The 12540-nt window shown below is 70.0% G+C and carries 13 protein-coding genes; 10 read left to right on the top strand and 3 right to left on the bottom strand.

The features are described 5' to 3' along the window. Positions 1-108: 108 nt before the first annotated feature. From ACFYZE_RS16220 to ACFYZE_RS16180, 9 genes are all read left to right on the top strand, one after another. The gene (locus ACFYZE_RS16220) at positions 109-753 is read left to right on the top strand and encodes an HAD family hydrolase (protein ID WP_388993437.1); all 645 of its coding nucleotides are present in this window, start codon (positions 109-111) and stop codon (positions 751-753) included. 93 nt (positions 754-846) lie between these two features. Continuing rightward, a complete protein-coding gene (locus ACFYZE_RS16215; RefSeq protein WP_388993434.1) occupies positions 847-1554 on the top strand; it encodes a VC0807 family protein in 708 nt (235 codons plus the stop codon). A gap of 78 nt (positions 1555-1632) precedes the next feature. Next, positions 1633-2907, top strand: coding sequence for an MFS transporter (locus tag ACFYZE_RS16210; RefSeq protein WP_388993430.1), 1275 nt, complete (start codon positions 1633-1635; stop codon positions 2905-2907). Continuing rightward, positions 2858-4030, top strand: a complete 1173-nt coding sequence (locus tag ACFYZE_RS16205; protein ID WP_388993427.1) for an acetoin utilization protein AcuC — start codon at positions 2858-2860, stop codon at positions 4028-4030. The genes ACFYZE_RS16210 and ACFYZE_RS16205 overlap by 50 nt, the downstream gene beginning before the upstream one ends. A gap of 99 nt (positions 4031-4129) precedes the next feature. Beyond that, positions 4130-4945 (top strand): phosphatase, encoded by an 816-nt coding sequence (locus tag ACFYZE_RS16200; protein WP_388993424.1) that lies wholly within the window; start codon positions 4130-4132, stop codon positions 4943-4945. A 129-nt stretch (positions 4946-5074) separates the two neighbouring features. Then, positions 5075-5287 (top strand): helix-turn-helix domain-containing protein, encoded by a 213-nt coding sequence (locus ACFYZE_RS16195; RefSeq protein ID WP_158712621.1) that lies wholly within the window; start codon positions 5075-5077, stop codon positions 5285-5287. Positions 5288-5430: 143 nt separating this feature from the next. Continuing rightward, complete coding sequence (locus ACFYZE_RS16190; RefSeq protein WP_003948845.1) at positions 5431-5529, top strand: 30S ribosomal protein bS22; 99 nt, start codon at positions 5431-5433, stop codon at positions 5527-5529. A gap of 320 nt (positions 5530-5849) precedes the next feature. Next, positions 5850-6911, top strand: coding sequence for an NAD-dependent epimerase/dehydratase family protein (locus ACFYZE_RS16185; RefSeq protein WP_388993421.1), 1062 nt, complete (start codon positions 5850-5852; stop codon positions 6909-6911). Between the two features lie 14 nt (positions 6912-6925). Continuing rightward, positions 6926-7975 (top strand): lysophospholipid acyltransferase family protein, encoded by a 1050-nt coding sequence (locus ACFYZE_RS16180; protein ID WP_388993418.1) that lies wholly within the window; start codon positions 6926-6928, stop codon positions 7973-7975. 76 nt (positions 7976-8051) lie between these two features. Here ACFYZE_RS16180 and ACFYZE_RS16175 read toward each other — a convergent pair whose 3' ends face one another. The 3 genes from ACFYZE_RS16175 to ACFYZE_RS16165 form a co-directional block, all read right to left on the bottom strand. Then, a complete protein-coding gene (locus ACFYZE_RS16175) occupies positions 8052-9269 on the bottom strand; it encodes a DUF5667 domain-containing protein (protein ID WP_388993415.1) in 1218 nt (405 codons plus the stop codon). Between the two features lie 264 nt (positions 9270-9533). After that, a complete protein-coding gene (locus ACFYZE_RS16170) occupies positions 9534-10307 on the bottom strand; it encodes an ECF subfamily RNA polymerase sigma factor, BldN family (RefSeq protein ID WP_388993412.1) in 774 nt (257 codons plus the stop codon). Positions 10308-11002: 695 nt separating this feature from the next. Then, positions 11003-11914 carry an HAD family hydrolase gene (locus tag ACFYZE_RS16165; RefSeq protein ID WP_388993409.1) on the bottom strand — a complete coding sequence of 304 codons (912 nt, stop codon included), beginning with the start codon at positions 11912-11914 and terminating at the stop codon, positions 11003-11005. Positions 11915-12097: 183 nt separating this feature from the next. On the opposite strand from ACFYZE_RS16165, the gene ACFYZE_RS16160 reads away from it, so the two are divergent. After that, positions 12098-12388, top strand: a complete 291-nt coding sequence (locus ACFYZE_RS16160) for a glutaredoxin family protein (protein WP_388993407.1) — start codon at positions 12098-12100, stop codon at positions 12386-12388. Positions 12389-12540 lie beyond the last annotated feature (152 nt).

Raw genomic sequence — 12540 nt, 5'->3', positions numbered from 1 at the left:
ATGGTACTGCAGGGGGGACCCTGTGGGAGAGTAGGACACCGCCGAACAATTTGTGAGAAAACCCCCGTGCTATTCAGCGCGGGGGTTTTCTGCGTCTAGGGTCGGGTCATGCGCTATGACCTCGTCATCTTCGACAACGACGGCGTTCTCGTCGACAGTGAGCCCATCTCCAACCGGCTCCTGGCCGCTTACCTCACCGAGTTGGGGCACCCGACCACCTACGAGGACTCCATCCGGGACTACATGGGCTCGGCCATGCACCGTATCCACGACCTCCTCCTGGAGCGGACCGGACAGCGGTTGCCGGACGACTTCGACGATGTCTTCCACGCACGCGTCTTCGCCGCGTTCGAGCGGGAGCTGAAGCCGGTCTCCGGCGTCGAGACCGTGCTGGAGAAGCTGACGGCCGATGGAGTGCCGTTCTGTGTGGCGTCCTCCGGTAGTCATGACCGGATCAGGGTCGGGCACCGGACGACCGGGCTCGACCGGTGGTTCGGCGACGGCCGCGTCTTCAGCTCGCAGGACGTGGGGCGGGGCAAGCCGGCGCCCGACCTGTTCCTGTACGCGGCCGAACGGATGGGAGTCGCGCCGCAGAGATGCGTTGTCGTCGAGGACAGTCCACTCGGTGTGCAGGCCGCCGTGGCCGCAGGCATGGACGTGTACGGATTCACCGCCATGACACCCGCCGACCGGCTCACCGGTGCCACCCAACTCTTCACGTCGATGGGTGAGTTGGCTGACCTGCTCGTTTGACCCGCAGCAGGGGCCAGGCACTGACATTTGTCATGTCGAGCTCCGGACGATCGTTTCTACTGGCGGACGCCTCCCGGCAGCGAAGCTATGGGCATGACGACGAACACGGTGTCCCAGAGCCAGAGCCAGAGCCAGAAGCAGAACTTCGCGCCGCTCATCATGGACGTGGCGGTGCCCGTCGGGTCGTACTACCTCTTCAAGGACGCCCTCGGTATGAGCACCTTCGCGGCGCTCGCCTGGAGCAGCGTCCCGCCCGCCGTGCGCACCGTCCTCGGCGTGGTGAAGGAGCGGAAGGTCAACGCGCTCGCGGTCCTCATCCTCGTGGTGAACGTCGTCGGGCTGCTGCTCAGCTTCGTCTCGGGTGATCCGCGGCTGATGCTCGCCAAGGACAGCGCCGTGAGCAGCACGATCGGGATCGGGATCCTCGTCTCCGTGGCGCTGGGCAAGCCGATGATGACCGCCGCGATGAAGCCCTGGCTGGTGAAGGGCGACGCGGCCAGGGAAGCGGCCTGGGCGCGGCTGCAGAGTGGGTCCGCGGCCTTCCGGCGGGCCGAGCGGGTCTTCTCGGTGGTGTGGGGTGTGGTACTCCTCGGTGAATGCGTCGTTCGGGTCGTGGGCGCCTACACCCTGCCCGTGGACACGATGGTCTGGCTGGGCTCGGTCGTCCTGACCGTCGCGATGGTGCTCGCGTTCCTCGTCAGCGGTGCCCTTGCCGCCGGCCCCATGACGCAGATGCTGGCCGCCGAGGCGAACGCCGGTGCCGCCCCTGCCGCCGCCCCCGCGCCGGCCTTCGCCCGGTAACCCGCCGCGTAAAGCTGAACAAAAATCATCTTCGGCTGGATCTACCCACGGGTAGACCGGGGCCCTACGCTCGCCGCCATGACAGATGTGCTGCGGCGCGGTAGGGCCTCGCTGGCGTTCGGCTTCTTCGCTCAAGGCGCCACCTTCGCCCTGCTGGTGACGCGAATTCCGGCCATCCAGGACCGGTATGGCGTCTCCGACGCGCTGCTTCCCGTCTTCCTCGCCGCGGTGCCCGTCCTCGCCGGTGTCGGCAGTGTGACGACGGAGCAGCTGGTGAAGCGCGTACGGCCCAGTCGGCTGCTGCGCTGGTCGCAGCCCGTCGTCCTGCTCGCGCTCCTCGGTGTGGGCGCCGGCGGTCACATGGCCGCGCTGGCGGTGGCGCTGGCCGCGTTCGGGCTGACCGTCGGCGCGCTGGACGCCTCGATGAACATGCTCGGGGTGAGCCTCCAGCGGACGTACGGGCGCAGCATCATGCTCGGCTTCCACGCCGCGTACAGCCTCGGCGGGATCGTCGGTGCCTCGCTCGCCTGGGTGGGCGCGCACTGGCATCTGGCGCTGTGGGTGTCGTATCTGCCGGTCGTCGCGGTGCTGCTGCCGGCCGCGCTCGTGGGAAGTCGGTGGTACGTCGACGGGGGCTCGGCCGCGGGGCCGGACGCCCCGGAGGCCGGGGATGGTGAGGGGGCCGCACAGGCCCGGGGGGCCGAGGCCGGGACCGTCGTCCAGGCCGAGGCCGGCACCGTCGTCTTCCGGTTGCTGCTGCCGCTGTGCCTGGTGATGACCTTCGCCTACATCGGGGACTCCACCGTCTCCAACTGGAGCGCCAAGTACCTTCAGGACACGCTCGGCGGCTCGGAGCAGCTGGCGACGGTTCCGTACAACGTCTACATGATCACCACGCTGCTCGGGCGGTCCATCGGCGACTTCGGGGTGCGGCGGTTCGGCGCCGTGGCCGTCGTACGGCTCGGGGCGCTGGTGGCGGCGCTCGGGTTCGCCGTGGTGGCGGGTGCGCCGGGAGCGTGGGTCGGGATGCTGGGGTTCACCCTGCTGGGGCTGGGGCTGTGCGTGCTGGTGCCGCAGACGTTCGCGGCCGCCGGACGGCTGTTCCCGGGGGCTTCGGACACGGCGATCGCGCGGTTGAACATCTTCAACTACGTGGGCTTTCTGATCGGCTCGCCCTTGGTGGGTGCGCTCGGGGACGCCTGGAACTACCGGGGCGCCATGCTCGTACCCATGGCGTTGGTCCTGGTGACACTGGTGTACGCCCGTTCGTTCAAGCCCGGACAAGACCGATACGGTGGCGGACATGAGCGGCCGCGCACAGCTGATGTGGGACGAGGCAGTAACGGGCTATGACTTCGGCCCGGACCATCCGATGGATCCGGTCCGGCTCGCGCTGACCCGGAGACTGGTCGACGCCTTCGGGCTCGACCGGGACGTCGAGGTGGTCGCGGCGAAGCCCGCGGGCGAGTCGACGCTGCGGCTGGTGCACCGGGAGGACTACGTGGAGGCGGTGAAGGCCGCGTCCGCGGATCCGGGGGCGGCCGACGGGTCGTACGGGATCGGGACTCTCGACGACCCCGCGTTCGCCGGGATGCACGAGGTGTCCGCGCTGATCGCGGGGCAGTCGGTCGGGGCGGCGGAGGCGGTGTGGCGCGGGGACGCGCTGCACGCGGTGAACTTCGCGGGCGGGCTGCACCATGCGATGCCGGGCAGCGCGTCGGGGTTCTGCATCTACAACGACGCCGCGCTCGCCATCGCCCGGCTGCTGGAGCTGGGGGCGGAGCGGGTGGCGTACATCGATGTGGACGTGCACCACGGGGACGGGGTGCAGGCGGCCTTCTGGGACGATCCGCGGGTGCTGACGGTGTCGCTGCACGAGCATCCGCGGACGCTGTTCCCGCAGACCGGATGGCCGGAGGAGACGGGCGGGCCGAACGCGGAGGGCAGCGCGGTGAACGTGGCGCTGCCGGCGGGGACGGGCGATGCGGGGTGGGTGCGGGCCTTCCATGCCGTGGTGCCGGAGCTGATCGCGGACTTCCGGCCGCAGGTGCTGGTGACGCAGCACGGGGCCGACACCCACTTCGAGGATCCGCTCGCGCATCTCGCGGTGTCGCTGGACGCGCAGCGGGCGGTGCAGGTCGCGTGTCACGACCTGGCGCACGAGTATGCGGGCGGGCGGTGGGTCGCGCTGGGCGGGGGCGGCTATGCGGTGGTGGAGGTCGTGCCGCGGTCCTGGACGCATCTCGTCGCGATCGCGGCGGGGCGGCCGGTTGAGCCGGAGACGGTGATTCCGGAGGGGTGGCGGCAGGAAGTCTTCGCGCGGACGCGGCAGTTGGCGCCGGCTCGGATGACGGATGGGCGGTGGCCGGTGGCGTTCTCGGGGTGGGAGTCCGGGTACGACCCGGCCGATCGGCTGGACCAGGCGGTGCTGGCGGCGCGGAAGGCGGCGTATCCGCTGCGCGGTCTGTTGCCGTAGCCCCCGGGCGCGCCCACAGGCGGGTGTGATTACGCCGACTGTGGGGTGTTCCCCGCGTTCTGGACATGCGGCGGAGGCGATTGGGACAGCATCGCTGGCGTGTTGAGCACCGGCGCACTGCGTGCGCATCTGCTGGCCGCCCGGCTGGCCGGGCCCGTGGCCACCTCCCGGGAGGAGAGCCTGCGCAGCTATCGGCTCTTCGCTGCCCGCGACCCCCGCGTGCTGATCGGACTCGATCCCGAATGGACATGGAGTTCTGAGGATTTGATCGAGTTGATGGCGGACAAGTGTGGAGTTTCGGCCGATCCGCGGTATGTGTCCGGCCATGATGTGATCGATCCGGAGCGCACGCTGGAGGGGCTCGAGGCCTTCGCCGAGCGCGTCGCCAGGGCCGCGCGGCACCGCGAGGCGGTGCTGCTCGGCACCGGGCACCCGCACCGGCTGCTCGGGTTCTACGCCGCGCTCGCGGACGCCCTGTCGGCGGCGGGATGTACCGTCCTCACCCCGGCGCAGGGTCGCTGTGTCGACATAACGACCCGGTTCGGCCTACGCACGTACAACCTTGATTACGTACGAGGAGTCGCCTTCGTACGAGAGCCGGGAGGGGGGAGAGCCGGTTGTGAGCCCGGCGCGCACACGCACTCGCCGCTCCCGCTTCGCGCCGCGCTGGCCGCCGCTGCGGAAGCCGGCGGCCCGTTGCCGGAACTGGTCATCGGGGACCATGGCTGGGTCTGCGGAGCAGGTCAGCTGGGGTTCGACGCGATCGGCCTGGCCGATACGGACGATCCCGCGCTGTTCGTCGGCGAGGCAGAGGGGCGCGTGTCCGTCGTCGTTCCACTTGATGACGCTGTGCGGTCTGATTACTACCGACCGCTTACTCGCTATGTACTCAATCGAGCGTGTCTGTCACAGTAGGCCGCGGATGGCATCCCCTCTTCCCCACTTGCATCATCCGCACCTACATTGGGGAGTGAGCACGCAGCGACGAAGAGTCACCGGAAGGGGAAGCCGGTGGCCGTCGAGTGCGGAAGGTGCAGGTGTGTCATGGCTGCAGCTGGCGAGAGGCCTCTGAACGAGGTTCAGTTCCTGACGGTGGCGGAAGTCGCCTCGGTGATGCGAGTGTCGAAGATGACCGTGTACCGGCTGGTGCACAGCGGTCATCTGCCGGCGATCCGGGTGGGGAGGTCCTTCCGGGTCCCGGAGCAAGCGGTTCACGAGTACCTCCGCGACAGCTATGTGGGGGTGGAGACGGTCTGACGGTGGCCCGCCGGAGGTCGTTGCGGCCTCCGGCGGGACCTCGATTACAACCTCGGCGCTCGGGTTGGGTAGGCTAGCCCCTCGTAGGTCGTATGGGCCCATGGCGCCCAGCACCGAGTGATGAGAAGTGAGCGAGGGTAGTCGTGGGCTCTGTTATCAAGAAGCGGCGCAAGCGGATGGCCAAGAAGAAGCACCGCAAGCTGCTCAAGCGCACTCGCGTTCAGCGTCGCAACAAGAAGTAAGGTGCGGCCCCGTCCGGGGGCGCCCCTGCTTCTGTGCGTGAGCGCGCGCAACACCCCCCACCACCGGTGGGGGGTGTTTGTCGTTTTCCGGGTGGGTGCGTTCGCGGGTTCGCGTGTTCCGGTGCGTTCGGGACGTGCGTACGCCTGTGACGCGAATGGCTTGGTCTGGTCGTACGTACGGGTGTGTCGTCACTTCGTGCATCGGGCGGTCATCACAGCGCAACATCGACCCGCTAAGTTGGCCGTATACGGGGAACGCGGCAGGCTGGCGGACAGAGCTACGTCCACTACTGGACGCGACGGGAAGAGAGGCGCTGATCTTGGGCAAGGTCGTGCTCGTGACCGGAGTGGCCCGCCGGCTCGGCGGCCGGTTCGTACGACGGATCCAGCGTGACCCGGAGGTGGACCGCGTCATCGCGGTGGACGCGGTACCACCCGACCACCATCTGGGCGGCGCGGAGTTCATCCAGGCCGACATCCGCCAGCCCACCATCGCCCGGGTGCTCGCCGAGTACTCCGTGGACACGGTGGTCCACATGGACGTGACCGGCACCGCGCCGGGCAGCGGCAGTCGGGCCACGGTCAAGGAGACCAACGTCATCGGCACCATGCAGCTGCTGGGCGCCTGCCAGAAGTCCCCGAGCGTCAAACGGCTGGTCGTGAAGTCCAGCACGAACGTGTACGGGTCCGCGCCCCGCGACCCGGCCGTGTTCACCGAGACGACCCCACCCAAGTCGCTGCCGAGCGGCGGCTTCGCCAAGGACGCCGTGGAGGTCGAGGGGTACGTACGGGGCTTCGCGCGGCGCCGGCCCGATGTCGCCGTGTGCGTGCTGCGGTTCGCCAACATCCTCGGACCGCACGCCGACACGCCCCTCGCGTCGTACTTCTCGCTGCCGGTGCTGCCCACCGTGTTCGGCTACGACCCGCGGCTGCAGTTCGTGCACGAGGACGACGTGATCGAGGTGCTGCGCATCGGCGCGCACGAGCCGCGGCGCGGCACCCTCAACAGCGGCACGTTCAACATCGCCGGCGACGGCGTGCTGCTGCTGTCGCAGTGTGCGCGGCGTCTGGGCCGGCCCACGGTGCCGCTGCTGCTGCCCGCCGTCACCTGGGTCGGGTCCGCGATGCGCACGCTGAGCATGACGGACTTCTCGCCCGAGCAGATCCGGCTGCTCACCCACGGCCGGGTCGTGGCCACGGACCAGATGCGCGAGACGCTCGGCTACGAGCCGAAGTACACGACCGCGGAGACCTTCGCGGACTTCGCGCGCAGCCGCGGGCCGGGACTGCTGCCGCCGGAGGCCCTCGCGGGGGCCGTCGACCGGATCGCCGCACTGCCCGTCCTGGGCGGTGGCCACCCCCCGACGCCAACCGCCCACTGAGGAGCGCATCAACGATGGCGGACGCCAAGGTCATTCCGTTCGACGACGACCGGTCCCGGGGGGCTGCCGTGCAGCGGCCGTCGCGGCGCCGGAGCGCCGGGAACAGCCGGCTGAAGGGGGAACCCGCGGTGGTCCGCGAGGTCCAGCCCCTGCACGGCGAGGCCCTCCCGCAGGATGATGTTCCCGTGACAGCTGAGGAAAGGCCGCCGGCCCGCTCCCGGGAAGGGAGCCTGGAGCGGCGTATCGCCGGGGGGCTGTCCTTTCTGCGCCGACGCCTGACGGGCGACTACGAGGTCGACGACTTCGGCTACGACGAGGAGCTGACCGACCAGGTCCTGATGTCGCTGCTGCGGCCGGTGTACGAGAAGTACTTCCGGGTCGAGGTGAAGGGCATCGAGAACATCCCGGACAAGGGCGGGGCGCTGATCGTCGCCAACCACTCCGGGACGCTGCCGCTGGACGGCCTGATGATGCAGGTCGCCGTGCACGACAACCACCCGGCCGGGCGCCATCTGCGACTGCTCGCGGCCGACTTGGTGTTCGTGCTGCCGGTGGTGAACGAACTGGCCCGCAAGGCCGGCCACACCCTGGCGTGCGCGGAGGACGCCGAGCGGCTCCTCGATCGCGGTGAGGTGGTCGGGGTGATGCCGGAGGGGTTCAAGGGGATCGGGAAGCCGTTCAGCGAGCGGTACAAGCTGCAGCGGTTCGGGCGTGGCGGGTTCGTGTCCACGGCGCTGCGGGCCGGGGCGCCGATCATTCCGTGCTCGATCGTGGGCGCGGAGGAGATCTACCCGATGATCGGCAACGCGAAGACGCTGGCCCGGCTGCTCGGGTTCCCGTACTTCCCGATCACCCCGACGTTTCCGTGGCTGGGGCCGTTGGGGGTGATTCCGCTGCCGACCAAGTGGACGATTCAGTTCGGGGAGCCGATCGCGACGGACGGGTATCCGCCCGAGGCCGCGGAGGATCCGATGCTGATGTTCAACCTGACGGATCAGGTGCGGGAGCAGATCCAGCACACGTTGTACAAGCTGCTGGTGCAGCGGCGGTCGGTGTTCTTCTGAGCGGTTCGCGATGTGCGGTACGACGATGGGGGCGCCCCTTGGTGGAAGGGGCGCCCCCATGCGGTTTGCCGGTTGCCTACCTGTTCTCCTCGCCTTCGATGCCCAAGCCCGGTAGCAGGCCCGGAAGCAGCGGCGGGAGCGTGACGTTCGGTCCCGAGGACGGGGTCTTGCTCGTCGACGGGGAACTGCTCGAGCTGTCCTTCGGGGGGTCGAGGAGACCGCCCGTGTTGCCGCCGAGCAGGCCGTCGCCGGTGCTGCTGGAGCTGGACGGCTGGGGGTTGCCGCTGCTGCTGTGGGTGCCCGGGGCGGAGCCGCCGGTGGTGCTGGGGGCCGGGGCGTCGGAGCCGGCGGAGCCGGTGGAGCCCGGGGTGGAGCTGCGGTGCCGGCCGGGGCCGCCCTGTGACGGGGGATGCGGCAGCAGCGACTGCAGCGGTGCGACGTCCCGGTCTATGGCGTCGAAGACCGAGGAGACCTCCTGACTGACGTCCCCGAGCTGGGCGGGCAGCCGCTCGCGCAGCGCGCCCCAGGCCTCGCGGTGCGACTGGGAGAAGGCGGAGAGGGTCTGGATGGGCGCGAGTGAGCCGTCCCGCTCGTACGCCTCGTGCAGCAGGCGGTGGCCTTCGGCCGCGTCGTGCCGCATGCCGGACAGGGTGCGGCGGACCTCGGTGAGGGACTCGTGGTCGAGGTCGCCGCCGCGGTCGCGCTCCATCAGCCGGCGGGCCTCGTTCAGCCGGGTCGACGCCTGGTCGAGGTAGAGCTGCCCGCGGTCGTTGTCCCCGTCGGCCATGTCGAGTTTGACGTCTTCGATGCCGCGTTTGAGGCCGTAGAGGGAGTCACCGGGCAGGGCGTCGGAACTCGCGGCGGCCACTCCGCCGAAGGAGGCCGCGGCCACGCCGACGCCGAGTCCGCCCGCGGCGAGACCCTTGGTGAGCCGTGAGCGCGGGCGCAACTTCCCCAGCGTGGTTGCACGATGGGCGCCCCGCCCGTGTCGTTGCTCCGGCACCGAAGGGCCCGCCGCCTCGCCTGCCGGGGCCGCGCCCTCCCGGAACATGGCCTCCATCGCGGCCACCAGCCGCGCGCGCTGGACGACCTTGACCTCCGGGTCGAGCGTGGGCCTGGGCAGTTCGCCGAGACGGGTCGCGAGACCCAACAGGCGGGTCTCGTCGGTCCGTTCCGCCGCAGCCGGGGCCGGTCCTTCGGGCTGCTCGGCCGCCGCGCCCCGGTCGTCGGACTGCTCCTCCAGGGCCTGGGCGAAGGCGTTGGCCCGCCGGTGCGCCGATACGTTCGCGATCACTGGCGGCACCTCCTCTCGTCATGACGGTCGACTCCCCAGGGGGTCCTGAGGGTTGCACGCGCTGACCGCATCCACACGATCGAGTGATCAAAGAGGGTCAGGGTGTGACCACAGGGAGCCTGTATCCCGCACAACGAGCGGCTCGGCACTTGGGTTACGGACGACGGATGATCGGATCGTGAACACAACGGGCTTGAACGGAACGTGAGTTGATGGTCGCGCTGAGTGTTCGCCCGATGGGTGGGCGAGCACGGTCCGGGGGTCTCAGCGGGCGTCTTCGGGGAGGAGCCGGGCCAGGGTGCGCACGGCGCGGTACTGGAGGGTCTTGATCGCGCCCTCGTTCTTGCCCATCACACGGGCGGTCTCGGCGACGGACAGACCCTGGAGGAAGCGGAGCGTGACGCACTCCTGCTGCTGGGGGTTGAGTCGCCGCACGGCTTCGAGGAGGGCGGCGTTGGAGAGCGACTCCAGCACGGAGTCCTCCGGGGAGCGCTCGACCTCGTTGGCGTCGAGCATCTCGCCGGTCGTCACCTCCAGCCGGAAGCGGCTGGACTTGAAGTGGTCGGCGACGAGGTTGCGCGCGATGGTGACGAGCCAGGCGCCGAAGTCGCGGCCCTGCCAGGTGAAGGTGCCGATCCGGCGCAGTGCGCGCAGAAAGGTCTCGCTGGTGAGGTCCTCGGCGGTGGCCCTGCCTCCGACTCGGTAGTAGATGTAGCGGTAGACGGTGTCGCTGTACTGGTCGTACAGGCGCCCGAAGGCATCGGCCTCGCCGGCCTGGGCGCGCTCCACGAGGTCCATCATGCGGGCGCTGTCGCTGTCCGCGGCCGGGCGGCGTGCGGGGGCGGCGGACGCGCCCGAGCGGCCGCGCCTGCCGACCGCGGCGCTTCCGTCCGCCAGTGCGTAGCACGGGCCGACGGGGGCGGCGGTGGCGAAGGCGGGGGCGGCGTACGCGGTGGGGACGAAGCCGCGCAACAGCTCGTGGACCGTCGCGCGGAGCGTAGCCAGGCCCGAGGCGTCAACCCCGACGTGTGGGTACACGGGACTCCCAGAGGCAGAGCTTCCATCACGTGCAGTACCGGTCCGTTCACCCGTCGTAGCGACGGAGGGGTACCGGTTTGCGTCTGAGGAGAATAACGCTTAGTACAGGCAGCGCTACACCCAGTTGCTCAAATCATCGATTACGTCGCTTCTGTAACCGATTGACGCCTGCTCAAGTGCCGCATAGTGACCGTTTGTTGATCGGTTGAGTTCGGCTTCCGTCTGAGTGCGGGGCGTGTTGTGGCCGGGCGCGGGGTGGGAGGAGTGCTGGGCCGGGGTGCGGGGTAGAAACGCCCGAATGCACCCGCCCGCGACAAGTCGCCGCCGACCATGGCACTTTGCCCGCCCCCGCCGCCCGTGCGCGTCCCCTCCCCGGGGCTGCCGCCCCCGGACCTCCACCGAGGCGGTGCCCGGGCGGGCGCGGAACACGGACGCTGGAACGTTCCGTACACGCTCCGTGCACGCTGCGTACAGGGATCGGGGGCTGGGGAGGTGGTGGGCGCCGGGCAGGAGACGGAGGCTCGCGGCAGCAGCCCTGGGCGGCGTTGCGGCGCGCAGTTGCCGGGGGCCGGTCGAGCCGACAGCTTCGTGCAGGTCCGGGGGAGGGGTCACCGGTACGGCACGGCGGGGGGCTGCTGTGCGGACCCGCCGGAGGTCACCCCCGGCCGGGCTCCCATTTCGTTCGGGGCTCTGAGTCAGCGGCGCCGGCGGTGCAGTGCGATCGCCGCCGCCGTGCCCCCGGCCACCGCGCCCACCCCGGCCGCTGCCGGCAGGCCGACCTTCGCGGCCTTGCGGGCCGTGCGGTAGTCGCGCAGGCGCCACTCGCAGGCGCGGGCGTGTTTGCGCAGCTTGGCGTCCGGGTTGATCGCGTAGGGGTGGCCCACCAGCGACAGCATCGGGATGTCGTTGTGCGAGTCGCTGTACGCCGCGCAGCGCGAGAGGTCCAGCCCCTCCGCCACCGCCAGCGCGCGGACCGCCTCCGCCTTCGCCGGGCCGTGGAGGGGTTCGCCCACCAGACGGCCGGTGTAGACGCCGTCGACCGACTCCGCCACCGTGCCCAGGGCTCCGGTGAGGCCGAGCCTGCGTGCGATCACCGTGGCGATCTCCACCGGTGCGGCCGTCACCAGCCACACCTTCTGGCCCGCGTCCAGGTGCGCCTGCGCCAGCGCCCGCGTACCCGGCCAGATCCGCTCGGCCATGTACTCGTCGTAGATCTCCTCGCCGATCGACATCAGCTCGGAGACCCGGTGGCCCTTCACGATCGACAGCGCCGAGTCCCGCGCGTCCTGCATGTGCTCGGGATCCTCCACCCCGGCCAGCCGGAACCACGCCTGCTGCCAGGCGAACTTCGCCAGATCGCGGGTCTCGAAGAACTTCCGCTTGTACAGGCCCCGGCCGAAGTGGAACAGCGCGGCGCCCTGCATCACCGTGTTGTCCAGGTCGAAGAACGCCGCCGCCTTGTCGTCGCCGTGGACCGGGAACTGCTGTTCCTGGTCGGAGACGTCCTGCGAGGTCTTGCGCGCTGCCTCCGCCGAGGCCTCGCCTGCCAACACGCTCCGCGCCGTGGCGGAGCGCCTACGGGGAGTGAGCCATCCGAGAGCGGCCATGACGCGAGCATAGCCACTTTGTTCGGTGGTTCCGGACTCGAGAGGTTTGGAGGCTGTGAACTCTCCACGACCGAGTCGTTAAAGGACTCCCAAGGAGTCATCCCCCCGGCGTGGCACGCGTGGTGGGGTGGGCCCGGGCCGGGCGGTGGGCGCGGGCTGCCGCCGCCTTCCCCCGGAGTGAGAATGGCCGACATGAGTCCCATCTTTCGGCGTAACAGCAGCGGCCAGAGGCCCCACGAGCGGCTCGTCACCCTGATCCGCAAGCCCGGGTGTCATCTCTGCGACGACGCGCAGGCCGTCGTCGAGAAGGTGTGCGGAGAGCTCGGCGTGCCCTGGGAGCAGAAGGACATCACCCAGGACCAGCGGCTCCACGACGAGTACTGGGAGCAGATCCCGGTCGTCCTCGTCGACGGCGCCCAGCACACCTTCTGGCGTGTCGACGAGCAGCGCTTGCGCAGGGCGCTGACCGAGTAGTCCAAAGAGGTCCGCAAAGTCGCCTAGGATCGGGGGCGACTGGTCTTTGGGGGCGGGGATCGTTGAGGAGAGTGTGCGGTGAAGCCCCCAGCAGTACCACGCGTGACCCCGGTCACGTTGGCCGGGCAAATCGGACACCATCTTTGTGCACG

Source organism: Streptomyces sp. NPDC001796 (genome assembly GCF_042892355.1).
In the GTDB taxonomy this organism is placed as follows: Bacteria; Actinomycetota; Actinomycetes; order Streptomycetales; family Streptomycetaceae; genus Streptomyces.
This window is presented reverse-complemented; position numbering and strand designations above follow the sequence as displayed.

Coding starts and splice junctions, on each gene's coding strand:
- ACFYZE_RS16220 (WP_388993437.1), top strand. CDS start 109: ATGCGCTATGACCTCGTCATCTTCGACAACGACGGCGTTCTCGTCGAC.
- ACFYZE_RS16215 (WP_388993434.1), top strand. CDS start 847: ATGACGACGAACACGGTGTCCCAGAGCCAGAGCCAGAGCCAGAAGCAG.
- ACFYZE_RS16205 (WP_388993427.1), top strand. CDS start 2,858: ATGAGCGGCCGCGCACAGCTGATGTGGGACGAGGCAGTAACGGGCTAT.
- ACFYZE_RS16195 (WP_158712621.1), top strand. CDS start 5,075: ATGGCTGCAGCTGGCGAGAGGCCTCTGAACGAGGTTCAGTTCCTGACG.
- ACFYZE_RS16180 (WP_388993418.1), top strand. CDS start 6,926: ATGGCGGACGCCAAGGTCATTCCGTTCGACGACGACCGGTCCCGGGGG.
- ACFYZE_RS16165 (WP_388993409.1), bottom strand. CDS start 11,914: ATGGCCGCTCTCGGATGGCTCACTCCCCGTAGGCGCTCCGCCACGGCG.
- ACFYZE_RS16210 (WP_388993430.1), top strand. CDS start 1,633: ATGACAGATGTGCTGCGGCGCGGTAGGGCCTCGCTGGCGTTCGGCTTC.
- ACFYZE_RS16160 (WP_388993407.1), top strand. CDS start 12,098: ATGGCCGACATGAGTCCCATCTTTCGGCGTAACAGCAGCGGCCAGAGG.